The sequence below is a fragment of the Geomonas terrae genome, assembly GCF_004791675.1.
Taxonomy (GTDB): domain Bacteria; phylum Desulfobacterota; class Desulfuromonadia; order Geobacterales; family Geobacteraceae; genus Geomonas; species Geomonas edaphica.
Map to the genome: position 1 here is coordinate 416,940 of NZ_SRSC01000001.1, position 23,655 is coordinate 440,594.

Sequence of the window (23,655 nt, forward strand, 5' to 3'; positions counted from 1 at the left end):
AAAAAAAGGTCAGCTATTTCTAGCTGACCTTTTTTATTTGTAAGTGGTGCCCAGAGACGGAATCGAACCGCCGACACGAGGATTTTCAATCCTCTGCTCTACCGACTGAGCTATCTGGGCAAGAGACCAACTTTATACTTTGAATCGCCGACTGTGTCAACCCTTTTCTTCTAATTTTTACAGCCAGTCTTCAATGTCCTTCACTTCAGACACACAGCCGCTTTGCTGACAAAGAGAAACGCCCCTTCCTCACCCTGTCCCCTCCCCCCTGCGAAGCGAGGCGACGGCAGGCGATTGGACGTGGGACACGGGCTCCGGCTGTAATCGATCGCAAATGACGTTAGGCGCGGGAGATGAAACGCCCGTCCCGGGTATCCACTTTGATCTTCTCGCCGGTTTCGAGGTACGGCGGCACCTGCAGACGCAGGCCGGTCTCGAGGAGCGCTTCCTTGGTCTGTGCGGTCGCGGTGGCGTTCTTCAGCGCGGGGGCGGTCTCGGTGACGATGAGTTCGACGACCATGGGGAGGTCGACGCTCACCATGCGCTCCTGGAAGATGCCGAGTTGCACTTCAGTGCCGTCCAGAAGGAAGGGGGCGATGGCTTCGAAGTTGTCTTCTTCCATCTCGAACTGCTCGTAGTTCTCGAGGTCCATGAAGACGCCACGGCCGCCGTCGGCGTAGAGGAACTGCCCCTTGTGACGCTCGAAGTCCGCCTCGTCGACCTTGTCGCCGGAACGGAAGGTCTTTTCGAGCACCTGCGCGGTTAACAGGTTGCGGTACTTGGTCTTCACCATGGTGTTGGCGCCGCGGGCGGAGGGGGACTGGAAGGCTACATCGAGGAGTACGCAGGGGGCGCCGTCGAGCTTGATGACGAGGCCCTTCTTGAAGTCGTTAGTGGTATACATGCTCAATCTCCTTTACGAAATGTCCCTTTTTAGCAGAATTCTGTGATAAGTTCAACCGCGCCATAAGGCGGCAGTGACAGTTAAATGGAGGCAGAGTGAAGATAGATACTGAGTTTATAAAGCTGGACAGTTTTCTGAAAGCGGTGGATGCGGTCTGCTCGGGCGGCGAGGCGAAGATCATCATAGCCGAGGGGATGGTGTCGGTGAACGGCGAGGTGGAACTGCGCCGCGGCAGGAAACTGCGTCCCGGCGACAAGGTGGAGCTTGGGGGAAAAAGCTTCCTCGTGGAGTAACCTCACCCCCCGGCGCGCTTCGCTTTGTAGCCGCGTCTCAGGAGTTCGGCAAGAAGTACCTCGGCGTGGTCGCCTTGAATCTCGATCACGCCGTCTTTCGCTGTACCACCGCAGCCGCAGCGCTTCTTCAGCTCAGCGGCCAGCGCGGTGAGCGCCGCGGTGTCGAGAGGAAGTCCGGTGATGACGATGACCGTCTTGCCGCCGCGCCCCTTGGTCTCCCGTCGGAGCCGCACGGTGCCGTCCCCGGCAGGTGCAGAGGCCTTCTTGCAGACGCAGGACTTGGCGGGCTTGCCGCAGCCGGGGCACATGCGGCCGAATTCGGATGAGTAGACTACCGGTGCGTCGTTCGAGCTGGTCTTTTTCATGCGTCGTTTGTAGCAGAAAAGACTCGGCAGATTCAAGTCCAGAAAGTCAACGGCTTTAACGCAAAGACGCCAAGGCGCGAAGCCGCCAAGAGAGAACCAAAAGGAAGGTTTTTACCCCCCAAGTCTTTTCTTTGCGCCTTGGCGGCTTTGCGTCTTTGCGTCTTTGCGTCTTTGCGTCTTTGCGTTGAAGCCTTTTGCTTTTAAATCTCCACCGGCCTGGGCACCTCGCTCTCCATGATGGGGCGCGGCGTGAGCCGGTCGGGGATCTTCAGCACGGCGGTCCCGGCTGGCGGCTCGATCTCCTGGTAGAGCGTTTCGCTGCCACGCTGGTTCGTCTTCGAGAAATGCATAGGGAGCACGTACCTCGGACGCAACCGGTCCAGGAGCATGTTGAACTCGGTGGTGCATAGATGGCGCGACAACTGCGCCTTTTGCTGCTGCGACGCCAGAAAGGCGCACTCGCACACCAGCAGTGTCACCCCCTCCAGAAGCCCGGCCAACTGCTCGACGTTGTCCTCAGAGTAGCCGACGTCGGTGCAGTAACCGATGCTCGCCGGCTCCTCGATCTTCCGGATACGCCGGTACAGTGACGCGGCATCGGGCTCCCACCTCTCTTCCATCCCGCCGTCGCCTCCATGCGGGTAACTGATGCGCTGTCCCTCCATCGCCCCGTCACGAAACAGACGCTCCATCTCCTTCAGCCAGCCCCCCCTCTCCACCCCTTCCGCGGCCATGCGCGCTTCATCGACCACAAAGGCGGCGCCTTCGTCCACACGATAGGCCCTTACCGGAATGCGGTGCTCGCATTGCGTCGAGGTTACCTTAAGGTGGCGGTTCTCGTAGAGGATCCCGTTGCGCTCCCCTTCCCTGCTCGCCGCGAAGGCCTCGGCCCCGCAGTAGAGCGTGCTGCTGACGCGCCCGTTTCCATCCACCTCGTTCACCCTGAAGTTTCCCCAGAAGGTGTCGGCGAGGTTCCAGTCGTAGCAGGCGAACTTGCTTGCCATACGGCTTGAGAGTCCCGCCGGACCGAAGATGTCGATGGTGCGGGGCGACGCGTGGCTGTGGCGGATGACGCTGTCCATGCCCATGAAGTGGTCCATGTGGGCGTGGCTTATGAAGATGGCATCGATGGAGGTGTAGACCCTTTTGGCGAGATGATGCATCTTGCCGCAGTCGAAGAGGATGGCGCGCCCGGTTGGCCTCACCCGGACCAGGAGCAGCGGATCATCAAAGAGACCGGCAAAGAAGGTCGGTTCGAGGTAGCGGAACGGTTTCGGCATGCGCAGAATTTTACCATTAGATTGACCTGCATCAATTGCAACATACTCTCTGCGGGTTACAGTTCCTATCAAGAACGCACATCACTGACAAGGAGTAGCGACATGGCAGAGAAAAAAGGCGTGGCACTGGGCGAAGCACTGAATCTGGCGAATCTGGCGGGCTATCAGGACGGCGCGGTGGTCAGCAGGACGGTCATAGACAAGCCAGTAGGCACCATCACCGCCTTCGCCTTCGATGCTGGTGAAGGGCTGAGTGAACACACCGCTCCCTACGATGCCTTCGTGCAGGTGATTGACGGCGAAGCGGAAATCAACATAGACGGGAAGGCCCACAACGTGACGGCCGGAGAAATCATCATCATGCCGGCGAACATACCGCACTCGCTGCGCGCGGTGAAGCGCTTCAAGATGCTTCTGGTGATGATAAGGGCTTAGAACCTAAAAGCGGAACACAGAGGACACGGAGGAAAGGCGAAGGTCATGTTTTGTTTTTCCTCTGTGCCCTCTGTGGACCTTGGTGACCTCTGTGGTAACGCTTTTGTTTGACCCTTTTTCAACCATGGGCTATGCTCCGATTCGTTGCAGCAACAGTAATTTGTCGGAGCGGGATTATGGTTTTTTTCAATGTCGAGCAGTGGCGGCAGCACGTCGCCCTTGATGTCGGAACGGCAACCACTCGTATCGCCACCGGTAACTCACAGCTCTTCGAGCTCCCCTCAAGAATCGGCGCCACCAAGGCGCTGCGCAACGGTGTCGTCGTGAACGGCGACGCCGCCTACCGCATCTTGCACCCCCTTCTGGAATGCCGCCGGGTCTTCGGCATCGTAAAGCCGAGCATCCTCGGCTGCGCCCCGACCGACGCGAGCGAGCAAGAAAGAGGGCTGCTGGCGGACTGCATCATGAAGGCGGGCGCGGCCTCGGTATCCATCATTCCGGAACCGCTCGCTGCCGCGGTCGGAGCCGGCCTGGACGTCTCATCTCCCTATGCCCAGATGGTGGTCGACATCGGAGAGGGGGTCACCGATTGTGCCGTGATCCGCTCCGGAAGGCTCGTCGCAAGCTACGCCCTCAGGGGCGGGTGCTGCCGGATGCGCGAAGCCATCGCAGCCCGCCATTCGATTAGCGAGGACGTGGCGGACCAGCTCCTGCGCGACTGCGGCATCAACGCACCTGAAGATGTCCTGGGAAGCATGGCGGTCGCGGCCGCGGTCAAGCCGGTCCTGGAAGAGATAGCCGATGGTGTCGACTCCTTCCTGAGGGACCTGCCCGACGAATGGGGATGCGACATCATCTACGGCGGCATCTGCCTGACCGGCGGCGGCGCGCTCATCCCCGGGGTGCGCAGGTTGCTCGAAGACCGCACCGGCGTCAACATCACCCGTGCAAGAAATCCGCGCCGCGCTGTAGTCGAGGGGGCGCGCGCCATCCTCCCGGTCGTCGTCATGCTGAACCGGTGGAAGTAGCACCCGCGGCGTAACCTCCCCTCCCAGACCTCACCCACTCGTCTGCCCCCGTCCATCCCCTCGCCCTGCGGGAGAGGGTGCCCAAAGGGCGGGTGAGGGCATTGCCATGAAGTGAGGAGCTAGCAGCTGCCAACGCCCTCACCCTGCCCTCTCCCGGAGGGAGAGGGTATGTGCGGTATGCGGCAGAACTGATGCATTAGAGGAACAAAAAAGCCCCTGCCGGATCCCGGCAGGGGCTTTCGTTTTTCAGGTCGGCAAAGAGCGCAGGCCGCTCTCTACTTGCAGCCGCAGCCGCAACGCTCGCGCAGGTCCGCCTCGTACCCCTTCTTCAGGAGCTTCGCCACCTCTTTCGAGTGGTAGGTCAGGATCAGGTCGGCGCCGGCGCGTTTGAAGGACATCATGGTCTCCATGACGACACGGTCCTCGTCGATCCACCCCATGTTGGCGGCGGCCTTCACCATGCTGTACTCGCCGGAGACGTTGTACACTGCGGTCGGGAGGTTGAACTCGTTTCTCACCTCGCGCACGATGTCGAGGTAGGGAAGGCCGGGCTTGACCATCAGGATGTCGGCCCCTTCCTCCACGTCCATGCGCGCTTCGCGGATCGCCTCGAGACGGTTCGCCGGGTCCATCTGGTAGGAACGGCGGTCACCGAACTGCGGGGTGGACTCGGCGGCCTCACGGAACGGACCGTAGTAGCCGGAGGCGTACTTCACCGCGTAGCTCATCAGCGGGATATTGTTGTAGCCGTTGTTGTCGAGCGCCTCGCGGATCGCTGCCACGCGGCCGTCCATCATGTCGGAGGGGGCAACCATATCGGCGCCTGCCCTTGCGTGGGAGAGCGCCTCACGTGCCAGAAGCTCGAGGGTCTCGTCGTTGTCCACGTCGCCGTTCTTGATCACGCCGCAGTGCCCGTGGTCGGTGTACTCGCACATGCAGACGTCGGTTATGACGGCAAGGTTCGGGACCTCTTTCTTGATGGCGCGGATGGTCTCCTGGATGATGCCGGTATCGGAGTAGGCGTCGCTGCCCATGGCGTCCTTCTGCTCGGGAATGCCGAACAGGATCACCGCCGGAACGCCCAGCTCGTAAACCTCCTGGGCCTCCTCAACGATGTTCTCGATGGACTGCTGGTAGATGCCGGGCATGGAGGAGATCTCCTTCTTGATCCCCTTGCCGAAGGCAGAAAACATCGGGTATATGAGGTCGTTGGCGGAGACGGAGGTCTCACGGACCATGTTTCTGAAAACTTCCTTGCCCCGAATCCTTCTCGCTCTGTACAACGGGTAGAACATAGGTCTCTCCTTTGCGTGTCTGCGTTGCGTTTCTGTTACTCATCAAGTGATGCAGGAAATACTTCTTAGCGCTGCCGGAAATAGGAGACCATCTCCCGGGCGAGCGCGTCGAGCGTGTACTCGGCCGGCTCCATGTGCACTTCAAGCCCCAGGTCACGGCAGGTTTTCGAAGTGATGGGGCCGATGGAGGCGACCTTCACCCCTTCCATCAGGTGCAGGAAACGGTTCTCGCCAAGGATCGCGGCGAGGTTCTGCACCGTGGAGGAGGAGGTGAAGCTAACACAGTCCAGGCGCTTCTCCTCGAGGGCGGCAAGCGCCTCGGCCGGGATTTCTTCAGGGGTACGGTTCGCGTAGGCGACCGGCGCGATGACCTGCGCTCCAAGCCGACCCAGCTCTTCCGGGATCACGTCGCGGGCACGGTCCCCTTTCGGGAAAAGCACCCACTTCCCGTCCATGTCCATCTCGGCAAACGCCGCCACGACGCCTTCGGCCTTGTAGTCGGCGGGAATCAGGTCGGGGCGGATGCCGTATGCCTCGAGGGCGGCGCCGGTCTTCGGACCGACGGCGCAGACGCGGCAACGCCCGAGCGCCCGTGAATCAAGGCCGTGCTCGCGGAGCCGGTTGAAAAAGTATTGGACCGTGTTGTACGAGGTGAAGATGATCCAGTGAAAGCTGTCGAGTGCGCTGATCGCCTCGTCGAGCGCCGCGTAACTTTGCGGCGGCACGATCTCGATGGTCGGACAGCAGTGCGTGTGGGCTCCCAACTGCTCCAGCTTGGTGGCGAACTCTCCCGCCTGATCGGCACCGCGAGTGACCATGACCGAGCGTCCGAAGAGCGGACGGTTGTCGAACCAGCGCAGCGTTTCCCGAAGACTAACCACTTCGCCGACCACCGTGATGGCGGGCGCCTTGAACCCTGCGGTTCTGGCCTTCTCGGCGATATCAGCGAGCGTCCCGACCAGCACCTCCTGCTCCGGGCGCGTTCCCCATCTGATCAGGGCAACCGGTGTCTCCGGTGCGCGGCCGTGGTCCATGAGGCTCCGGGCGATGTGCGGCAGGTTGGTGACCCCCATGTAGAAGACCACGGTGCCGCTTCCAAGAGAAAGCCCTTCCCAGTCGATCTCCGACGAAGCCTTCCCCTTCTTTTCGTGGCCGGTAACGAAGGCGACCGACGTGGTGACGCCGCGGTGGGTGAGCGGGATGCCTGCGTAGCTCGTGGCGCCGACGGCAGCGGTGATGCCCGGCACGATCTCGAAGGGGATTCCCACCTCGACCAGCGCCTCGCACTCCTCGCCGCCGCGCCCGAAGATGAAAGAGTCGCCCCCCTTGAGACGCGCCACCACCTTCCCGGAGAGCGCCTTCTGCACGAGCATCTCGTTGATCTGGCTCTGCTCGCGGTTGTGCTCACCGCCGACCTTCCCCGCGTAGATGAGTTCCGCCCCTTTCGGCGCGTAGCGCAGCAATTCGTCGTTGGCCAGGTAGTCGTACATCACCACCTGGGCCTTCGCCAGGCAGTCGCGTCCCTTGACCGTGATGAGCCCCGGGTCGCCCGGCCCCGCGCCGATCAGGTAGACGTAGCCTTTGTTAGTCGTTTGAACGGTCATCTCGCACCAGGAAAAGTGAGTGTCGTGCGCAAAAGGCAAAAGGCTAAGGTAGAACCGTTAGCCTTAAGCGAAAAAAGCGAAAGCGTTAACCACAGAGGTCACAGAGAGTCACAGAGGAACCCTCAAAGTTCAGGGTTTTGCTTTTCCTCTGGGTCCTCTGTGGACCTCCGCGCCCTCTGTGGCAATGCTTTTTGGTTTCTATACCGGGATTTCCTTCTCCCGGGAGACTTCGCGCTGGTAGACCTCGGCGAGGATGGCGTGGCCCCCCTCGTTCAAGAGCTGCTCGGCGAGTTTCACGCCCAGCTTCTCGCAGTCGTCGGCCGGACCGGTCACGCTCCCCTTCACGGAGACCTTGCCGTCAACGCTGGCGATGAAGCCGGTCAGCTTCAGCTCGTCGCCGCTCACTTCGCCGTAAGCGGCGATGGGAACCTGGCAGCCCCCCTCGCAGCGCCAGAGGAGGGCGCGCTCGGCGCGCACGGCGCGGCTCGTGTCGGAGTCGTTGAAGAAGGAGATCGCGTCCTTCACCGCCTCGTTGGAGAGGTTGCACTCGATGCCGAGGGCGCCCTGGCCGATGGCCGGCAGGGAGAGGTCGGCCGGAAGGAGCTCGGTGACGCGATCGGCGAAGCCCAGACGGTTCAGGCCGGCGGCGGCGAGGATGACGGCGTCAAGCCCCTCGGTCTCCAGCTTGTTCATACGGGTCTCGACGTTGCCGCGGATGATGACCATCTCGAGGTCGGGACGGACCTTCAGGAGCTGCGCCTGGCGACGGAGCGCCGAGGTGCCGATGCGGGCGCCCTGCGGCAGGTCGGCGAACTTGACCCCCTTGGAGATCACCGCGTCGCGCGGGTCTTCACGCTTGGTGATGCAGTAAAGGCCGAGCCCTTCCGGAAATTCGGTCGGGACGTCCTTCATGCTGTGCACCGCGATATCGATCTCGCCGCGCAGCATCGCCTCCTCGATCTCCTTCACGAAGAGTCCCTTGCCGCCCACCTGTGCCAGCGGTACGTCGAGGATCTTGTCGCCGATGGTCTTGATCTTCTTCAGGGTCACCGTCATGTCCGGGTAGCGTTTTTCCAGTTCGGACTTCACCCAGTTTGCCTGCCAGAGTGCGAGCTGGCTCGCGCGGGTTCCTATTCTCAGCTCCTTCAGCGCCATTTTGTCCGTTTCTCCTTTATCTGTATGTGTGCCTGTTTCTTTATCCTGTTAGTCTTCCAGCTCCATCAGGTTCTCCTGCTCCGCTTCCGTCTGCAGGTCGAACAGGCTGCGCAGCGCGTCGACGTAGAGGTCGTTGCGGCTTCCCTGGTCGGTCCTTTTCAGGGTGCTCGTCGGCTGATGCAGCAGCTTGTTCATGATGGCGTTGGTGAGGGCTTCGAGCTTCTTCTCCGCACCGGGGGGGAGGTCCTTCCAGTTCGACAGCGTCTTCGCGAGTTCCGCCTTCCTGATCTCGTCGAAATGGCTTCTGAGCGCCACGATGGTCGGGGTCACGTCGAGGGAGGCAAGCCACTTGAAGAACTGACCGATTTCCTGCTCGACGATCGCCTCGGCCTTGGCCGCCTCGATCTTGCGCTGCTCGAGGTTCGTGGCAACGACGCCGTTCAGGTCGTCGACGGTGTAGAGGTAACAGTTCTCGACGTCGTTCACCTTCGGATCGATGTCGCGCGGCACAGCGATGTCGATGAAGAACATCGGCTTATGCTTGCGGCGACGCAGCACCTCCTCCATGTCGTTTTCGCGGATGATGAAGTGCGGAGCACCGGTCGATGAGAGGATGATGTCCGCCTTCGGGAGATGATCCATCAGGTCTTCGAAGCGGACCGGTTTGGCATCGAACTCCTCGGCGAGTTTCTCGGCGCGCTCGTAGGTGCGGTTCGTGACCATGACGCCGCGCACGCCGACGTTGATGAAGTGTTTCGCCGCCAGCTCGCACATCTCGCCTGCGCCGATGAGCAGGACGGTCTTGTCGCCCAGCTCGCCGAAGATCTTCTTGGCAAGTTCAACCGCGGCAAAGGCGACGGAAACGGCGGAGGAGGCGATCTTCGTCTCGGTCCTCACGCGCTTCGCCACGGAGAACGCCTTGTGGAGGAAACGGTTCAGGATGATGCCGGAGCTCTTGAACTCGGCCGCGTAGCCGTAGGAGGTCTTGATCTGCCCGAGGATCTGCGGCTCGCCCACCACCATCGAGTCGAGGCTTGAGGCGACGCGGAACACGTGGCGGGTGGCGTCCTCACCGTGGTAGCTGTAGAGGTGCTTCTCCAGCGTCTCCAGCGGGAAGTTGTGGTAGTCAGCGAGGAAACGCTTCAGGCGCGCCATCCCCCCTGCGACGTCGCGGGTGGTGGCGTAAACTTCGACACGGTTGCAGGTGGAGACGATCACCGCCTCGGTGATGTCCGGCAGTTCCACGAGCGCCTTCAGCGGCTTCTCCATCTGGGTGGGAGAAAATGCGATTTTTTCCCTTATTTCAACGCCGGCAGTTTTATGCGAAAGGCCTACCACAATAATGTTCATAACAATGCCTGCCCCTTGGGGAAATCCCTTACTTGTAGCTGTGCAGTCCCGGCAGCAACAGGTTTACGCCGAGGAAGGTGAAGAGCATGATGACAAAGCCGAAGATGGAGAGCATGGCGGCCTTCCTGCCGCGCCATCCGGTGGTCAGTCTGCCGTGCAAGAGAGCGGCGTAGATGAACCAGGTGATGAGCGACCAGGTCTCCTTGGGATCCCAGCTCCAGTAAGTGCCCCACGCGGTCTCGGCCCAGATGGCGCCGGAGATGATGGCGAATGTGAGCAGCGGGAAACCGAAGGTGAGGCAACGGTAGCTGATGTCGTCCAGAAGGTCGAGCGCGGGGAGTTTCTGGAACATGGGCCCGAGCCGGCGCGTCTTCAGGAAGTGCGACTGGATCAGATACATGATGCTGACGCCGAAGGAGATAGCGAAGGCGGCGTAGCCCAAGAAAGCCATGATGGTGTGGACGGCAAGCCACTTGCTCTTAAGCGCCGGGTTGAGCGGCGGGATAACGCTGGAAAACGAGGCGGAGATCGCCATCACCAAAAGCGCAAGCGGCATCATGAAGGAGCCGAGGATGCTGATCTTGTAGCGCCTTTCGAAAAGAATGAAGATGCCGACGATGGCGAGGCTGAAGAAGGAAAGCGATTCGTGCAGGTTGGTGATCGGTGTGTGCCCGGCCTCGAGGTAGCGATTGACCGTGAAGCCGCAATGCACGACAAAGCCCGCGAGGGTGAGCCACAGTCCTACTTTGCCCAGCGATTCCTTCGGCTTGAGCAAGTACAGGAGGTAGATGGCGGTGACAACCGCATAGATGACCAGGGTGCTGTTGAAGAGCAAGGCGTTCATGAAGGGTCCTTTTTTCCTGCTCCTACCGAGTCCGATGTGGCCCCGGTAGCTGAGAGCTTCTGGAGTATCTGGTCTATGGCATCTCTCTGCCCGGTCCTGATCAGCGTGGGTAGATCCAGCGCGGCAAGCTCGGCAAAAACCGGGTCATTGTATGCGTTCCCCACCTTTTCAGTCAATAGCTTTTCACGGACAGTTCCTAAAAGAGCAACTGCTTCACTGTATTCAGAACCAAAGAGAGGCTCAAGCTGTTCGACGATACGCCGTGCCAGTACGGGGCTGGCGCCACCGGTCGAAACAGTTATGAGCAGTTCTCCCTGTTGTAAAACGGCAGGGGTGGCAAAGTCGCTTTCCCGCGGCGCATCGACGCTGTCTATAAGTATGCTGAGGGCTCGCGCCTCCTCCACGACCATGCGGTTGACGACTGGAGCGTCGGTGGCGGCGAAGCTGAGCACGGCGCCGGTCAGGTCGCCAGGCTGGTAGACGCGGCAAAGGTGCAGCAGTTTGCCCTCAGCGGCCAGAAGGGCAAGCGGCCCGGTAAGGACCGGGGACACAACGACAAGCTTCGCGCCGGCTTCCACCAGCCGTTTCGCCTTGCGTTCCGCCACCCTGCCGCCGCCTACGATCACCACGAGCCGGCCCTCGAGGTTCATGTTGATAGGATAGTGGCGCACCATGTTTCTCCGGTATGGAAATAAAGAGCTATGACTACCTCAACCGGCGCTAATATGGCCCGAACCGGAAAGAGTGTCAATGCTGAATACATGAACGATGAAGCGGGTTTCACTGGTATTCTTTCCCGCCCTCCGCGCGGGCAATTACTCCTTGCTTTTTTCATCCGCTCATTTATAGTAGAAACCACTTTTTTAATAAAGGAGAAGGTCAATGGCCAGCGAAAACGTACAAACCTTTACCGATGACAATTTTGAGAAAGAAGTACTGCAGTCCGACATCCCGGTACTGGTAGACTTCTGGGCCACCTGGTGCGCCCCCTGCAAAGCCATCGCGCCCCTCATCGATACGGTAGCGTCCGAATACGAAGGACGCGTCAAAGTAGGCAAGGTCAACGTGGACGATAACCCGGCGACACCCGGCAAGTACGGCGTGCGCGGCATCCCCACCGTGATCCTCATCAAAGACGGCAAGGTAGTAGACCAGGTTGTCGGCGCCATTCCCAAGGCACAGCTCGACGCCCTGATCCAGAAAGCTCTCTAAAAAAGGAAAAAGCAGATGTTGTTCAAGAAGTTCGCGATGAAAGCCGTTCCCCTGGCACTCGCAGGGCTTTTGCTCTCCAGCCAGCCTGCAGCAGCCATACTGCAGAAAGGGGATCCCGCCCCCCCGATCAAGCTGACCACCACCATAGGACAGCAGATCACGCTCAACAACTACAAGGGCTATGTCCTGGTAATGGATTTCTTCGCTACCTGGTGCATCCCCTGCAAGGAAGCGATCCCGCACCTGAACTCGCTACGTGCCAAATACGGCAAGCAGGGGCTACAGGTACTCGGAGTAAGCGTCGATGAGGGGAGCGATCGCGACGTCAAGAACTTCATCGCCGAGAGAAAGGTCAGTTACCCGGTTGCCATTGCCGGTGAGGACCTGCAGACCGAGTACGGGCTGCGCTCCATCCCCACCCTGTTCGTGATCAACAAAAAGGGCATCGTGGTGGAAAGGTTCCAGGGTTTCTCGGACCAGACCGCAAGGGGACTGGAAGAGACCGTAAAAAGGCTCCTCGCCGAATAGGCTAAGCCGGACCTGAAAAACGAAAAGAGCGGCGTCTGGCTGCGACACCTCAAAGTGTCACAGCACAGTCGACCGCTCTTTTTTTATCCTGCCCTTCTCATACCGCCCTCCCCCCAATCGTTCCCACGGCACGCTATTGACTTTTTCTAATCAAATAGCAGGATTCGTTGGTGCTTGAACAGCCAATCGTCAAGGATGAGAGGAGGTAGCCATGGAACTGAGAACAAAGGGTGTGATTGGGCTGGACCAGGAAGGCCATGCGGTTCTTGAGCTGAAAAGCATTAACGAAGCGGATCAAATCAGATCCCATGTCGGCGAAGAAGTGGAACTGGTTATTGTTACCAAAGAAGACGTGGCAGCTCCCAAGGTAACCCAGCCTTATTGGAACGTGGAAGACCAGCAGTAATCCCATCGAAACTTTCTGCTCGACCCTTGAATCGCAACAACGTCGCAACCAGCCCCAAGTAATCATCTCCCTCCGGAGTCGGTGGGGATAAACGGTCCGCCGGTGGGGACCAACGTTCCGTTGATGGGTACCATCGCTCCGTTGATGGGGACCTTCGCTCCGTTGATGGGTACCTTCGCTCCGTCGGAGACGGTGCAAAGATGTTTCCCCTCGGCATCAGCAAACAGGGTAAGAAGGGATCACGCCGAAGCCGAGGTCCGAACGTCGCTGATGGCAGACTGTCGCAGGTATGTGATGTCTCGCAAGGGTGGCGCGCCGAACAATCGGCTGTACTCGCGGCTGAATTGGGAGGTGCTCTCGTAGCCGACGTTGAAAGCGGCGGTGGTCGCATCCACTCGTTCAGCCAACATTAGGCGCCGGGCTTCGTTCAGGCGCAGCATCTTCTGGTACTGCAGCGGGCTCATCGCGGTCAGGGTCCGGAAATGGTGGTGGAAGGTCGACGTGCTCATACTGACCCGGGCTGCCAGGTCTTCGATGCGCAGCGGGGTGGCATAGTTCCCTTTCAGCCAGTCGATGGCCCGCGCGATTTGCTGGCTCTGGCTTCCCGCCGAAGCCATCTGGCGCAGGCGCGCCCCCTGGTCGCCCACCAACAGACGGTAAATGATTTCCCGCTGTATCATCGGGGCGAGTATGGGGATGTCGTTTTCGTCGTCCAAAAGATCGACCAGCCGTTCAAAGGCACTGATGAGAGGATGAGTCACCTCGCCGACGGCCATGCCGCGGCTCGATTGCTGCGCGCGCGGTTGCGGAAGGCTACTGTCGAGCATCAGCTGCGAGACCTCACGCAGATCAAGCATCAGCCGCAGCCCGAGATAAGGCTTTTCGGGACTCGCTTCGATAACCTGGACCACTGTGGGGAGATGCACCGAGGTGATCAGAAAATGCCTGGCGTCGTAAACGAGAGTTTCTTCTCCAAGCTTCACCCGCTTGGCCCCCTGAACGACGAGGCACACACTCGGCTCGTACATGCCGCTCACCGGCTCGGTCACGTCCTCCCGCTTGAAGAGGGCCAGTCCGGGGATCGCAGTATCGAAAAGCTCCCCTGCTTCGGTCCATCGTGCAATATTAAGCTTCAAATTCTCGATCGCTGTGTCCATCTTGCAGCCCCTCAATCACCTGCGTAACCAGTCGTTTTATCTGCAACTTCCCTGAAGGCAGACTACTCACCCTCCACCGGCTTGACAACTTTTTTCGCAGCATTCGCAGGATCAGGCAAAAAATAGACAGGATCGGTCTACCTCCCTTCTCTTTCCCGGTAGTAGGATCTGATCATCCTCAAAAGGGGATTACCTGGCGTTGCGGGATGGAGCATGACGCGCACTGCGGTAGAATTTGCGGATGTGTCTGCGAACCCGACACCCCGGCGGTTTTGAGTCCGACAAAAGGAGAAACGAATGCAAAAGAGAAAATTGGGTAAAAGCGGTCTCGAGGTCTCGGCACTCGGCCTCGGGTGCATGGGGATGAGCTTTTCGTATGGCCCCCCGAAGGACAAGGGGGAGATGATCGCCCTGCTGCATGCCGCCGTTGAGCGCGGCGTCGACTTCTTCGACACCGCTGAAGTGTACGGCCCCTTCACCAACGAGGAGCTGGTGGGCGAGGCGCTCGCCCCGCTGCGCGACAAGGTGGTGATCGCCACCAAGTTCGGCTTCGACATAGCACCCGGTAAGGACCCGAGGGGAATGAAGGGAGCGACGCCCGCCCTGAACAGCCGTCCCGAACACATAAGGGCGGTTGCGGAAGCCTCGCTGAAGCGGCTCAGGATCGACACCATCGACCTCTTCTACCAGCACCGCGTCGACCCGGATGTCCCCATCGAAGAGGTGGCGGGCGCGGTGAAGGAGCTGATCAAGGAAGGCAAGGTGAAGTACTTCGGGCTCTCCGAGGCAGGGGTCCAGACCATCCGTCGCGCCCATGCGGTACAGCCGGTGGCGGCGCTGCAAAATGAATATTCGCTTTGGTGGAGGCGCCCCGAGGAGGAGATCCTCCCCACCCTTGAAGAGCTCGGTATCGGCCTTGTCGCCTACAGCCCCCTGGGCAAGGGATTCCTCACCGGCAAGATCGACGCCGGCACCACCTTCGACAGCACCGACTTCCGGACCACCCTCCCCCGCTTCACGCCGGAAGCACGCCGGGCGAACCAGGCGCTGGTCGATCTGCTCGGCACCATCGCCGCGAAGAAACAGGCCACCCCCGCGCAGATCGCCCTCGCTTGGCTTCTGGCCCAGAAACCGTGGATCGTACCGATCCCTGGCACCACTAAGCTCGAGCGCCTGGAGGAGAACATCGGCGCCACCAAAGTCAGCCTGAGCGCCGAGGACCTGAGTGAAATCGACGGTGCGGCGGCGAAGATCCACGTGGAAGGGGGCCGCTACCCCGAGATGCTGGAAAAGCTGACCAACCGCTAACCCAAAGAGAAAGAACAGGAGGATAAACCATGTACAAAGCAAAAGCCTACTCCGCCGCAAGCGCAACCGCACCGCTGGCATCCACGGTCATCCAGCGCCGGGAGCCGACCGAGCGCGACATCCAGATCGAAATCCTTTACTGCGGCATCTGCCACTCCGACCTGCATACGGTGCGCGACGAGTGGAACAGCGTCATGCCCACCATTTACCCCTGCGTTCCGGGGCATGAGATCGTGGGGCGCGTAACCAAGGTCGGCTCCGCGGTGACCAAGTTCAAACCCGGCGATCTCGCGGGCGTCGGCTGCCTGGTCGACTCCGACCACACCTGCCCGAGCTGCAAGGCGGACCTCGAGCAGTTCTGCGGCAACGCGACCTTCACCTACAACTCCCCCGACAAGCACCTGGGCGGTGTCACCTACGGCGGTTACTCGGACAGCATCGTCGTGGACGAGCACTTCGTGCTGCACGTTCCGGCGAACCTCAACCTCGCCGGGGTCGCTCCGCTACTTTGCGCCGGGATAACCACCTACTCACCGATCCACCGCTGGGGCGACATCAAGGGGAAAAAGGTCGGCGTGGTGGGGCTTGGCGGCCTGGGGCACATGGGGGTCAAGTTCGCCAAGGCCTTCGGCGCCCACGTCGTGGTCTTCACCACCTCCACCGGCAAGAATGAGGACGCGCTGCGTTTGGGTGCCGACGAGGTGATCATCTCCACCGACGCCGAGCAGATGAAACAGCACGCGGGGACCTTCAACTTCATATTGGACACGGTCGCAGCGGATCATGACTTGAACGCGTACATCAACATGCTCGGACTTGAAGGGAACATCACCCTGGTTGGTGCCCCGGACAAACCGCTCGCGCTCTCCTCCTTCGCCCTTCTGTTCGGTAGGCGCAGCGTATCCGGTTCGCTGATCGGTGGGCTTGCCGAGACCCAGGAGATGCTTGATTTCTGCGGCAAGCACAACATCACCTCCGACGTGGAGATCATCCCGATCCAGCGGGTCAACGAGGCGTATGAGAGGCTGGTGAAGTCGGACGTGAAGTACCGTTTCTCCATCGACATGGCCTCCCTCAAATCCGAATAATCCCCATGTGGTTACTGCACGCAGTGAGGCGCCGGGTCCGTCAATGGACCCGGCGCCGCCCCCATTTTCTTCTCGTCCGGGCCGTTCCCGGTTCCCGGGCGGGAAGATACGTCTTCACCGTATTGTGTATTGGAGGCCTAACCGCCATGGCGGCAGCATCTATCAACGACAGCAGCGCATCCGGGCAGAAAAGCCCGAACCACTCTTCGCAGCAGGACGCGGCGGTGATGTCGACGGGGAGCTTCATTGAAAGCGCCCGGGTGATGTGGAACTTATTCTTCAACAAGCCGGCCGGCACCGTTCCCACCGGGGCGATTCCGGTCCGGAAGATGTCCCGTGAGCAGTTGCTCGCGGCACCCGACAACACGGTCTTCCGGCTCGGGCACTCTACCGTTCTTTTGAAGCTTCATAACGCGTTCTGGCTCACCGACCCGGTGTTCTCCGACCGCGCATCGCCGATTTCTTTTGCCGGACCGCTCAGGTTTCACAAGGCGCCGATCAGCATCGAAGAGCTTCCCCCGATAAAAGGGGTGATCATCTCCCACGATCACTACGACCACCTGGACCGGCGCTCCATCGTCGCGCTGGCCAAGAAAACCGAGTACTTCATGACGCCGCCCGGGGTGGGCGACATCATCGCCGAGTGGGGGGTCCCCTCTGAGAAGATCCGGCAGCTGGACTGGTGGCAGTCGATCAAGATCGGCGGCGTCCTTTTCGCCGCAACTCCTTCGCAGCACTTCTCCGGCCGGGGCCTCTTCGGCAGAAACAATACCCAGTGGGGCTCCTGGGTGATGCTCGCCCCCGGCTTCCGTGTCTTTTTCAGCGGCGATTCCGGCTACTTCTCGGGGTTCAAAAGGATCGGCGACGAATACGGCCCCTTCGACCTGACCATGCTGGAGGCGGGCGCCTACAACGAGCACTGGGCCGGCGTCCACATGATGCCGGAGGAGACGGTACAGGCGCACATAGATCTGAAGGGGAAGGTCCTGCTCCCGATCCACAACGGCACCTTCGACCTATCCATGCACCGTTGGCAGGAACCGTTCGAGCGCATCCTTCATCTGGCACAGGCGCGCAGCACACGCGTCTCGATGCCGTTGATGGGAGAGCCGGTTTATGCGCTTTATCCCGCAAATGTCAGGCGATGGTGGGCCCAAGTAGACCCGACTACTCGACCGCAGGGCCTTGAAGGTGATGCTCACCCAGTACTACAAGGCGGGGGCGCTGCTGAACTTTAATTGCCTCGGCGGCGGTCAGGGCATCGACCGCTTGGGCAAAAAGAGGATGATTGATGAGCAATAAAAGCAAGAAAACCATAGGAAGTTGGAATGTATTGACCGTCTATTTCTCTCATTCCGGCAATACGCGGGAATGCGCCAGGCAGATCAACAAAATGGTGGGAGGCGACCTGCTGGAACTGATCCCGGCCCGCCCCTATCCGCAAGATTACGACACGGTCGTCGCCCAGGCTAAGCGGGAATTGCAGTCACGTCACCGGCCCGAACTGAAGGCAACGGCAGCGGACCCGGCCGATTACGACATCATCTTCGTCGGCTCTCCGAACTGGTGGAATACGGTGGCGCCGCCGGTGATGACCTTTCTAGCCGGACACGACCTGACGGACAAGGCCATCTTCCCGTTCATCACCCATGAAGGGACAGGCCTCGGGCGAAGCGCAAGGGACATCGCCGATCTCTGCCCCGGCGCGACGGTGCTCGACGGCATCGCCATCCGAGGGGGAGAGGTCAATAGAGCAGGAGGAAAGCTGTCGGAATGGTTGCAGAAGCTCGGCATAGCAGAGGCGGCCGATTAACGACAGAAACAATGACAAAAAAAGCCACTGGCCTTGGCCAGTGGCTGCTCCCTTTGGGATAGAACCGAATTTGGAGCAAAAGGAGATGAAGCGCATGCTACGAACCAGCTGCGACAGCCACCACTGCACAGCTGGAATATCGCTATAAAGACTTCACGTTACTGCCACCACCGCACTTCAGCTTGCCCTCTCGCCGAGGCGGCCGCCCGCGCCGAAAGGGTACGAAAACTGGACCAGACCCCACGGCTGAATCCGATGGCGGAAAGAAGCCCCACCTTATTGAACTGCGTCGCGTTGTGGAAGGTGAACTGGTCGCCCAGGAACTCGAGGGCGACCCGATCCTCCCCGGCACGGTCGCGAAAGACACAAAAGACGGTGCGCGGCGAGACCTTCTCGTCGGGCCAGTATTTTTCGAGGCGCCGGATCTGCTTTACCAGGTCATTCCCGCCCATTCCGGAAAGTGCATCGGCGGTACAAACTATGGCAAACGGATCGGCGCTCTGGTAACTCACGATAAACTTTCGCAGCCCCTCCTTTGCGTTCCTCGCAGATTCCACGGCGCAGTGAGGCGCCAGCATCTTCTCCAACAAGACACGTCTCGCCTCGCTCTCCTCGATAATCAATGCACGCATATTCCCCCCTGGAGGCGGTCAGCTGCCAATCCATTACAGTGCTCATGATCACAGGATATACGGGATAGGCAATCAGGAATAGCGGGATGGAGATGATTCTATTGTAGGAATGCTGCCGATAGGGACAGTCGGGGCGAATGATTATTCGCCGAGGCCTTCACGTTCCCCACGTGGTTTTGATGAACCAACCGCAAATCCCCCTAAATCCCCCTTCGCAAAGGGGGACTTTCAAAGCGCCTCAATGGGCGGGAAGTTGCCGTTGCCCCTCAGCGGGAAGGTGATGGAGTGGCGGCGAGATAACGTTCGGCGAGGTAGGAACTGCGCACGTAGGGGGCGCTTTCGACATGCGAGAGGCCGGCCAGAAGCGCCTTTTCCTTCAGCATCTCGAAGCGTTCCGGCTCGACGAAACGCTGCACCGGGTAATGCTGCCGGCTGGGGGCGAGATACTGACCAAGGCTCAAATAGCTGCAACCCGCGGCAACCAGGTCCTCGAAGACGGCGAGAAGTTCGTCTTCCTCCTCGCCAAGCCCGAGCATGAGCCCCGACTTCGTCTTAAGATCCGGCCTCAGCCGGTGCGCATCGGCCAGCAGTTTCAGGGACCTTTGATAATCGGCACCGGAGCGGATCGCGTAAAGCCGGGGAACGGTCTCCAGGTTGTGCCCGAGGATGTCCGGCTCGCTTGCCAGCACCACCTTGAGGTCCTCCAGATCGCCGCGCAGGTCAGGTATCAACAGTTCTATTTTGGTCGCCGGGGAGGCCTTGCGGATTTCCGCAACGGTCTCGGCGTAATGGCGGGCACCGCCGTCCGGGAGATCATCGCGGGTGGGGCTCGTGATGACGACGTGGGAGAGTTTCAGGCGGCAGACCGCCTCGGCCACCGCGGCCGGCTCCCCCTGTTCCGCGGGAAGCGGCGTTTCCTTCGAGACGGAGCAGAAGGAACAAAGCCTCGTGCAGGCGCGCCCTAGGATCAGGAAGGTCGCCTGCCGCTGGCGGAAGCACTCCGTTATGTTCGGGCAGCGCGCCTGCTGGCAGACCGTGTTCAGGTTTAGCTCCTTCAAGAGCCCTTCCATCTCCGCGTGGGCCGCCGGAGTAATCTTCTTCTGCAGCCATTCCGGCTTTCGCAACTGATCCACCGCTTCCACCCTGTCCCTATTCTCCTGCATCAGCAGCGTCCCTCGAGGGTCCACTGCCGGCAACGGTACTTGTGCTCCTCAAGCTTTTTCGCCACGACGGCCTCTTCAGGGGTAAGCCCTTGCGCCGTAAGCTCAACGCCCAGGCGCTCCTTAAACGATGCCACGAGGAGTTTTTTCAGTTCCTCCGGTTCCGGCATTCGCCCAAGCTCCGCGAGGCTCACCGAGCGTGTCGCCCCCGGGGCCGGTTCCTTCAGGAAACGCAGCCCCTCCTGCACCCTGCTTTCCAGCGGAATGGAGCCGTGTTGCAGGATGGCGCCCGAGAGCCTGCGCTGGGCGTTGCCGCCGATCTTGCGGTCGTTCACCACCACGTCGAACTCCTCCTTCCCGGCGAAGCAGAAGGCGGTCCGCTCGCCGAGGCGTTCCTCGGAGGGGTTCAGGTCTACGGCGAAGCGGGCATCGAGTCCCAGTCGTTCGTAGGTGCCGAGCAGGAATCCGCAGAGTTTTCGGAAGCCTTCCTTCACCCCGGAGCTCCCCAGGTGGTCGGGGGCGCAGACGATGCTGTAAGTGACCTCGGCAGCGTGGTAGATGATGCCGCCGCCGGTCATGCGGCGCACCACCGGGACGCCTTCTTCCCGGCAGAGCTCGAGGTCGAGCGCCGCGGCCGCGTCCTGGAAGCGCCCGACGGAAAGTGCGACGGGGTTCCAGCCGTAAAGACGCAGTACCGGACGCGTCGGGTCCTTCTGGAAACAGTTGAGAAGCGCCTCGTCCAGGGCCATGTTACCCGGGCCGTCCAGTGGGCCGGTATCGATGAGTCGCCATGTAGTCTTGGTTTCTGATATCAATTAAAACCTCACAAACTTAACGCAAAGACGCAAAACCGCGGAGACGCAAAGAAAACTGAAACAGGGGAAAAACAGGCAAACCTTTCAACTCGGCACATGTTATCTCCTCGCTTCGTGGCAACGCCCTCACCCGCCCTTTGGGAGAGTGTACGGGAAGATATCGAAAGGTTTCCTTTGCGCCTTGGCGGCTCCGCGTCTTTGCGTTGAGCTTTTTATCACTCGCAACAAACCTGCTGTGCCTTTGCCGCCCGGGTCTCGTCCAGGCGCCCTACCGGAGTCGTCACCGGGGCCTCGTGCAGCCGCTCGGGGTTTTCCCTCGCAAGCCTTGCCGCCTCGAGCATCACCTCGATGAAGGCGTCCATGGTCTGCCTGCTCTCGGTCTCGGTCGGCTCGATCATGATCGCCTCTTTCACGTTGAGCGGGAAATAGACCGTGGGGGGATGGAAGCCGCGATCGACCAGGTACTTCGCCACGTCGATGGCGTGCACGCCGTGCTCCACCTGGCGGCTCGCCGAAAAGACGCATTCATGCATGCAGGTCTGGTCGAAGGGGAGCTCGTACTCCTCCTTGAGCCGCGCCATCATGTAGTTGGCATTCAGCACCGCCTGCTCGCTCACCTCGATGAGCCCCTCGCGCCCCAGCATGGTTATGTAGGCATAGGCGCGCACCATGATCCCGAAGTTTCCGAAGAAGTCGGAGACACGCCCGATCCCCTCGGGATGGTCCTCGACGGCGAAGACGCCGTCCTTCCGGCGCACCACCCTGGGGGTAGGAAGGTAACGCACCAAGTCCCCGCGCACCCCGATCGGCCCGCTCCCCGGCCCTCCTCCTCCGTGCGGCGTGCTGAAGGTCTTGTGCAGGTTCACGTGGATGACATCGAAGCCGACGTCGCCGGGGCGGACCTTGCCGAGGATCGCGTTCAGGTTCGCGCCGTCGTAGTAGGTGAGCGCACCCGCCTCGTGGGCTATGGCGCAGATCTCGGCGATGTGCGGGTTGAAGAGCCCAAGCGTGTTCGGGCAGGTGAGCATCACCGCCGCCACCTCTTCGTTCATCGCCTTCCGGTAGAGGTCGAGGTCCATGTCGCCGTAGGGGGCGGTCGGGACGGTGACGATCTCGTAGCCCGCCATGGCGGCGCTTGCCGGGTTGGTGCCGTGGGAGGAATCGGGGACGATGACGTACTTCCGTTTGTTGTCGCCTCGCGCCTTATGGTAGGCGGCGATCACCATGATGCCGGTCATCTCGCCGTGGGCGCCGGCAAGCGGCTGGGTGGTCACCTCGTCCATCCCGGTGATCTCGGCTAGTTGGCGCTCCAGTCCATGGATGAGGGAGAGGGGCCCCTGCACCAGGCTCTCACCGCCGGGAATGAGGGCCAGCACCGGGTGACACCCCGCGAAGAGCGCCCCCACATCCTCGTTCACCTTGCTGTTGTATTTCATGGTGCAGGAACCAAGCGGATAGAAGTTGGTGTCCACGGAGAAGTTCCTGCGCGAAAGGTTGGTGTAGTGCCGCACCAGGTCGAGCTCGCTCACCTCGGGAAGGCGTACCGGCTCCTGTCGCCTGAGCGCTTCGGAAAGGGGGGTCGCCTTGGGAACGTCGCTCAACGGGACCCGGACACCGCAACGACCGGAGACGGATTTCTCGAATATCAGCTCCATAGCGCCTCCTCGAGCAGGACCGCCAGGCGGTCGATCTCATCCTTGCTCCGCTTTTCGGTGACGGTGACCAGCAGCGCCTTTTCCATCCCCTGGTAGTACCGGCCGAGCGGGACGCCCGCCGCCACCCCTTTTTCGAGGATCCTTTGTACCACTTCGGAGGCGTCCCTGGGAAGGGACAAGGTGAACTCGTTGAAGGTGGCGCCGCCGGTCAGAAGATCCACCCCCTTCACCGAGGCGAGCACCGACTTCGCGTACTGCGCCTTGTCGTAATTCAAAAGGGCAAGCTCCTCGAACCCTTTTTTGCCGAGCGCCGCGCAGAAGATCAGGCCGCGCAGGGCGCACAGGCTCTGGTTGCTGCAGATGTTGGAGGTCGCCTTGTGCCTTTTTATGTGCTGCTCGCGCGCCTGCAGGGTGAGGACGAAGCCGCGCCGGGCCTGGTGGTCGATGGTTTCCCCCACGATGCGTCCGGGGAGGTTGCGGATGAAACGCTTCCTGGTGGCGATAAAGCCGAAGTAGGGACCGCCGAAGGAGACCGGGTTACCGAGGCTCTGCCCCTCGCCGACCGCGATGTCCGCCCCCATCTCCCCGGGGCTCGCTACGAGCCCGAGTGCGATCGGGTAGCAGGAGACGATGAGGAGCGCCTCGTGCTCGTGCGCCTTCTGCGCCAGCGCGCGGAAATCCTGGACGTTGCCGAAGAAGTCGGGGCTTTGCACGATTACCGCGGCGGTTTCTCCGTCGATGGAGGCCATGAGGCGGTCGAGGTCCGAGGCGCAACCCTTCGGCTCCACCTGCACCGCTTCCGCGGAGAGGCCGTGCAGGTATCCCGTCACGATTTCGCGGTGCAGCGGGTTCACGCTTGCGTCAAGGATCACCTTGTGCCGCTCCGTTATGCGCAGCGACATGAGGGCCGCCTCGGCGACCGCGGTGCCGCCGTCGTAAAGCGAGGCGTTGGAGGCCTCCATCCCGGTCAGGCGGCAGATGGTGCTCTGGTATTCGTAGAGCGCCTGCAGGGTTCCCTGCGCGCACTCGGGCTGGTACGGCGTGTAGGCGGTGTAAAACTCGGCGCGCGAGGCGAGATGATCGACGGCGGCGGGGATGAAATGGTCGTAGATGCCGCCGCCGATGAAGGGGACGACGTCGGCGCCGCAGGCGGCCGCCTTCTCCTTCATGTGGCGCGTGAGTTCCAGCTCCGACATCCCGGGGGGAAGATCGAAGGATCTCGCCCTGAGCCCGGCGGGTATGGACGAGAAAAGCTCCTCGACACTCCCCGCGCCGATCACGGCGAGCATCTCCCGGATGTCATCCGGCGTGTTCGGACAGTATCCCAT

At 60.9% G+C, this 23,655-nt stretch carries 25 protein-coding genes and 1 tRNA gene; 10 read left to right on the top strand and 16 right to left on the bottom strand.

Features of this window, described 5'->3' with window-relative positions; translation table 11 throughout:
* Nucleotides 1-44: 44 nt before the first annotated feature.
* Together E4633_RS01740 and E4633_RS01745 are read right to left on the bottom strand one after the other, a co-directional pair.
* Nucleotides 45-120: transfer RNA gene (locus E4633_RS01740), tRNA-Phe, on the bottom strand.
* A gap of 220 nt (nt 121-340) precedes the next feature.
* On the bottom strand, nt 341-904 hold the full coding sequence (locus E4633_RS01745; RefSeq protein ID WP_135868552.1) for an elongation factor P: 564 nt from the start codon (nt 902-904) through the stop codon (nt 341-343).
* A 95-nt stretch (nt 905-999) separates the two neighbouring features.
* Here E4633_RS01745 and E4633_RS01750 point away from each other — a divergent pair, with 95 nt between their 5' ends.
* A complete protein-coding gene (locus tag E4633_RS01750; RefSeq protein ID WP_135868553.1) occupies nt 1,000-1,197 on the top strand; it encodes an RNA-binding S4 domain-containing protein in 198 nt (65 codons plus the stop codon).
* A gap of 2 nt (nt 1,198-1,199) precedes the next feature.
* Here E4633_RS01750 and E4633_RS01755 read toward each other — a convergent pair whose 3' ends face one another.
* Nucleotides 1,200-1,562 (bottom strand): translation initiation factor Sui1, encoded by a 363-nt coding sequence (locus E4633_RS01755; protein WP_135868554.1) that lies wholly within the window; start codon nt 1,560-1,562, stop codon nt 1,200-1,202.
* A 200-nt stretch (nt 1,563-1,762) separates the two neighbouring features.
* The gene (locus tag E4633_RS01760) at nt 1,763-2,842 is read right to left on the bottom strand and encodes a ribonuclease Z (RefSeq protein WP_135868555.1); all 1,080 of its coding nucleotides are present in this window, start codon (nt 2,840-2,842) and stop codon (nt 1,763-1,765) included.
* A 102-nt stretch (nt 2,843-2,944) separates the two neighbouring features.
* Between E4633_RS01760 and E4633_RS01765 the strand changes: the two genes are divergently transcribed.
* Together E4633_RS01765 and E4633_RS01770 are read left to right on the top strand one after the other, a co-directional pair.
* Nucleotides 2,945-3,277: a cupin domain-containing protein gene (locus E4633_RS01765; protein ID WP_135868556.1), complete on the top strand. Its 333-nt coding sequence runs from the start codon at nt 2,945-2,947 to the stop codon at nt 3,275-3,277.
* Between the two features lie 176 nt (nt 3,278-3,453).
* Nucleotides 3,454-4,305: a rod shape-determining protein gene (locus E4633_RS01770; RefSeq protein WP_135868557.1), complete on the top strand. Its 852-nt coding sequence runs from the start codon at nt 3,454-3,456 to the stop codon at nt 4,303-4,305.
* 275 nt (nt 4,306-4,580) lie between these two features.
* Here E4633_RS01770 and hemB read toward each other — a convergent pair whose 3' ends face one another.
* The 6 genes from hemB to E4633_RS01800 all read right to left on the bottom strand — a co-directional run bounded on the left by hemB (nt 4,581) and on the right by E4633_RS01800 (nt 11,224).
* Nucleotides 4,581-5,600, bottom strand: coding sequence for a porphobilinogen synthase (gene hemB / locus E4633_RS01775; RefSeq protein WP_135868558.1), 1,020 nt, complete (start codon nt 5,598-5,600; stop codon nt 4,581-4,583).
* Nucleotides 5,601-5,665: 65 nt separating this feature from the next.
* A complete protein-coding gene (gene cobA / locus E4633_RS01780) occupies nt 5,666-7,204 on the bottom strand; it encodes a uroporphyrinogen-III C-methyltransferase (RefSeq protein ID WP_135868559.1) in 1,539 nt (512 codons plus the stop codon).
* Between the two features lie 198 nt (nt 7,205-7,402).
* Entirely contained in the window at nt 7,403-8,359 is a 957-nt protein-coding gene (gene hemC / locus E4633_RS01785) for a hydroxymethylbilane synthase (RefSeq protein ID WP_135868560.1), read from the bottom strand.
* 48 nt (nt 8,360-8,407) lie between these two features.
* Nucleotides 8,408-9,709, bottom strand: coding sequence for a glutamyl-tRNA reductase (hemA, locus tag E4633_RS01790; protein ID WP_135868561.1), 1,302 nt, complete (start codon nt 9,707-9,709; stop codon nt 8,408-8,410).
* A gap of 28 nt (nt 9,710-9,737) precedes the next feature.
* Nucleotides 9,738-10,553 carry a c-type cytochrome biogenesis protein CcsB gene (gene ccsB / locus E4633_RS01795; RefSeq protein ID WP_135868562.1) on the bottom strand — a complete coding sequence of 272 codons (816 nt, stop codon included), beginning with the start codon at nt 10,551-10,553 and terminating at the stop codon, nt 9,738-9,740.
* A complete protein-coding gene (locus E4633_RS01800) occupies nt 10,550-11,224 on the bottom strand; it encodes a precorrin-2 dehydrogenase/sirohydrochlorin ferrochelatase family protein (protein WP_135868563.1) in 675 nt (224 codons plus the stop codon). The genes ccsB and E4633_RS01800 overlap by 4 nt, the downstream gene beginning before the upstream one ends.
* Before the next feature lie 211 nt (nt 11,225-11,435).
* Between E4633_RS01800 and trxA the strand changes: the two genes are divergently transcribed.
* The 3 genes from trxA to E4633_RS01815 all read left to right on the top strand — a co-directional run bounded on the left by trxA (nt 11,436) and on the right by E4633_RS01815 (nt 12,699).
* On the top strand, nt 11,436-11,765 hold the full coding sequence (gene trxA / locus E4633_RS01805) for a thioredoxin (protein WP_135868564.1): 330 nt from the start codon (nt 11,436-11,438) through the stop codon (nt 11,763-11,765).
* Between the two features lie 15 nt (nt 11,766-11,780).
* A complete protein-coding gene (locus E4633_RS01810) occupies nt 11,781-12,293 on the top strand; it encodes a TlpA family protein disulfide reductase (RefSeq protein ID WP_135868565.1) in 513 nt (170 codons plus the stop codon).
* A 211-nt stretch (nt 12,294-12,504) separates the two neighbouring features.
* Nucleotides 12,505-12,699, top strand: coding sequence for a hypothetical protein (locus tag E4633_RS01815; protein ID WP_135868566.1), 195 nt, complete (start codon nt 12,505-12,507; stop codon nt 12,697-12,699).
* Nucleotides 12,700-12,938: 239 nt separating this feature from the next.
* On the opposite strand, the gene E4633_RS01820 is transcribed toward E4633_RS01815, so the two are convergent.
* Nucleotides 12,939-13,856, bottom strand: a complete 918-nt coding sequence (locus E4633_RS01820) for an AraC family transcriptional regulator (RefSeq protein WP_135868567.1) — start codon at nt 13,854-13,856, stop codon at nt 12,939-12,941.
* Between the two features lie 297 nt (nt 13,857-14,153).
* Here E4633_RS01820 and E4633_RS01825 point away from each other — a divergent pair, with 297 nt between their 5' ends.
* The 4 genes from E4633_RS01825 (at nt 14,154) to E4633_RS01840 (ending at nt 18,065) form a co-directional block, all read left to right on the top strand.
* On the top strand, nt 14,154-15,164 hold the full coding sequence (locus tag E4633_RS01825) for an aldo/keto reductase (protein WP_135868568.1): 1,011 nt from the start codon (nt 14,154-14,156) through the stop codon (nt 15,162-15,164).
* 29 nt (nt 15,165-15,193) lie between these two features.
* On the top strand, nt 15,194-16,252 hold the full coding sequence (locus E4633_RS01830; RefSeq protein ID WP_135868569.1) for an NAD(P)-dependent alcohol dehydrogenase: 1,059 nt from the start codon (nt 15,194-15,196) through the stop codon (nt 16,250-16,252).
* Nucleotides 16,253-16,398: 146 nt separating this feature from the next.
* The gene (locus E4633_RS01835) at nt 16,399-17,490 is read left to right on the top strand and encodes an MBL fold metallo-hydrolase (RefSeq protein WP_198419371.1); all 1,092 of its coding nucleotides are present in this window, start codon (nt 16,399-16,401) and stop codon (nt 17,488-17,490) included.
* A gap of 53 nt (nt 17,491-17,543) precedes the next feature.
* Nucleotides 17,544-18,065 (top strand): flavodoxin, encoded by a 522-nt coding sequence (locus E4633_RS01840; RefSeq protein ID WP_135868570.1) that lies wholly within the window; start codon nt 17,544-17,546, stop codon nt 18,063-18,065.
* A gap of 158 nt (nt 18,066-18,223) precedes the next feature.
* Here E4633_RS01840 and E4633_RS01845 read toward each other — a convergent pair whose 3' ends face one another.
* The 5 genes from E4633_RS01845 to gcvPA all read right to left on the bottom strand — a co-directional run bounded on the left by E4633_RS01845 (nt 18,224) and on the right by gcvPA (nt 23,655).
* Nucleotides 18,224-18,697, bottom strand: coding sequence for a response regulator (locus tag E4633_RS01845; RefSeq protein WP_135868571.1), 474 nt, complete (start codon nt 18,695-18,697; stop codon nt 18,224-18,226).
* Between the two features lie 266 nt (nt 18,698-18,963).
* Complete coding sequence (gene lipA, locus E4633_RS01850) at nt 18,964-19,860, bottom strand: lipoyl synthase (RefSeq protein WP_135868572.1); 897 nt, start codon at nt 19,858-19,860, stop codon at nt 18,964-18,966.
* Nucleotides 19,860-20,606, bottom strand: a complete 747-nt coding sequence (locus tag E4633_RS01855) for a lipoate--protein ligase family protein (protein ID WP_135869556.1) — start codon at nt 20,604-20,606, stop codon at nt 19,860-19,862. The genes lipA and E4633_RS01855 overlap by 1 nt, the downstream gene beginning before the upstream one ends.
* 281 nt (nt 20,607-20,887) lie before the next feature.
* A complete protein-coding gene (gcvPB, locus tag E4633_RS01860) occupies nt 20,888-22,327 on the bottom strand; it encodes an aminomethyl-transferring glycine dehydrogenase subunit GcvPB (protein ID WP_135868573.1) in 1,440 nt (479 codons plus the stop codon).
* Entirely contained in the window at nt 22,318-23,655 is a 1,338-nt protein-coding gene (gcvPA, locus tag E4633_RS01865) for an aminomethyl-transferring glycine dehydrogenase subunit GcvPA (RefSeq protein WP_135868574.1), read from the bottom strand. The genes gcvPB and gcvPA overlap by 10 nt, the downstream gene beginning before the upstream one ends.

What these genes read in the sequence shown, in the direction of transcription:
- E4633_RS01820 (WP_135868567.1), bottom strand. Translation starts at nt 13,856, where the DNA reads ATGGACACAGCGATCGAGAATTTGAAGCTTAATATTGCACGATGGACC.
- hemA (WP_135868561.1), bottom strand. Translation starts at nt 9,709, where the DNA reads ATGAACATTATTGTGGTAGGCCTTTCGCATAAAACTGCCGGCGTTGAA.
- lipA (WP_135868572.1), bottom strand. Translation starts at nt 19,860, where the DNA reads ATGCAGGAGAATAGGGACAGGGTGGAAGCGGTGGATCAGTTGCGAAAG.
- E4633_RS01835 (WP_198419371.1), top strand. Translation starts at nt 16,399, where the DNA reads ATGGCGGCAGCATCTATCAACGACAGCAGCGCATCCGGGCAGAAAAGC.
- E4633_RS01755 (WP_135868554.1), bottom strand. Translation starts at nt 1,562, where the DNA reads ATGAAAAAGACCAGCTCGAACGACGCACCGGTAGTCTACTCATCCGAA.
- ccsB (WP_135868562.1), bottom strand. Translation starts at nt 10,553, where the DNA reads ATGAACGCCTTGCTCTTCAACAGCACCCTGGTCATCTATGCGGTTGTC.
- E4633_RS01845 (WP_135868571.1), bottom strand. Translation starts at nt 18,697, where the DNA reads ATGCGTGCATTGATTATCGAGGAGAGCGAGGCGAGACGTGTCTTGTTG.
- E4633_RS01770 (WP_135868557.1), top strand. Translation starts at nt 3,454, where the DNA reads ATGGTTTTTTTCAATGTCGAGCAGTGGCGGCAGCACGTCGCCCTTGAT.
- E4633_RS01810 (WP_135868565.1), top strand. Translation starts at nt 11,781, where the DNA reads ATGTTGTTCAAGAAGTTCGCGATGAAAGCCGTTCCCCTGGCACTCGCA.
- hemB (WP_135868558.1), bottom strand. Translation starts at nt 5,600, where the DNA reads ATGTTCTACCCGTTGTACAGAGCGAGAAGGATTCGGGGCAAGGAAGTT.
- E4633_RS01815 (WP_135868566.1), top strand. Translation starts at nt 12,505, where the DNA reads ATGGAACTGAGAACAAAGGGTGTGATTGGGCTGGACCAGGAAGGCCAT.
- gcvPB (WP_135868573.1), bottom strand. Translation starts at nt 22,327, where the DNA reads ATGGAGCTGATATTCGAGAAATCCGTCTCCGGTCGTTGCGGTGTCCGG.
- cobA (WP_135868559.1), bottom strand. Translation starts at nt 7,204, where the DNA reads ATGACCGTTCAAACGACTAACAAAGGCTACGTCTACCTGATCGGCGCG.
- E4633_RS01855 (WP_135869556.1), bottom strand. Translation starts at nt 20,606, where the DNA reads ATGGCCCTGGACGAGGCGCTTCTCAACTGTTTCCAGAAGGACCCGACG.
- hemC (WP_135868560.1), bottom strand. Translation starts at nt 8,359, where the DNA reads ATGGCGCTGAAGGAGCTGAGAATAGGAACCCGCGCGAGCCAGCTCGCA.
- E4633_RS01840 (WP_135868570.1), top strand. Translation starts at nt 17,544, where the DNA reads ATGAGCAATAAAAGCAAGAAAACCATAGGAAGTTGGAATGTATTGACC.
- trxA (WP_135868564.1), top strand. Translation starts at nt 11,436, where the DNA reads ATGGCCAGCGAAAACGTACAAACCTTTACCGATGACAATTTTGAGAAA.
- E4633_RS01825 (WP_135868568.1), top strand. Translation starts at nt 14,154, where the DNA reads ATGCAAAAGAGAAAATTGGGTAAAAGCGGTCTCGAGGTCTCGGCACTC.
- E4633_RS01830 (WP_135868569.1), top strand. Translation starts at nt 15,194, where the DNA reads ATGTACAAAGCAAAAGCCTACTCCGCCGCAAGCGCAACCGCACCGCTG.
- E4633_RS01745 (WP_135868552.1), bottom strand. Translation starts at nt 904, where the DNA reads ATGTATACCACTAACGACTTCAAGAAGGGCCTCGTCATCAAGCTCGAC.
- gcvPA (WP_135868574.1), bottom strand. Translation starts at nt 23,655, where the DNA reads ATGGGATACTGTCCGAACACGCCGGATGACATCCGGGAGATGCTCGCC.
- E4633_RS01760 (WP_135868555.1), bottom strand. Translation starts at nt 2,842, where the DNA reads ATGCCGAAACCGTTCCGCTACCTCGAACCGACCTTCTTTGCCGGTCTC.
- E4633_RS01765 (WP_135868556.1), top strand. Translation starts at nt 2,945, where the DNA reads ATGGCAGAGAAAAAAGGCGTGGCACTGGGCGAAGCACTGAATCTGGCG.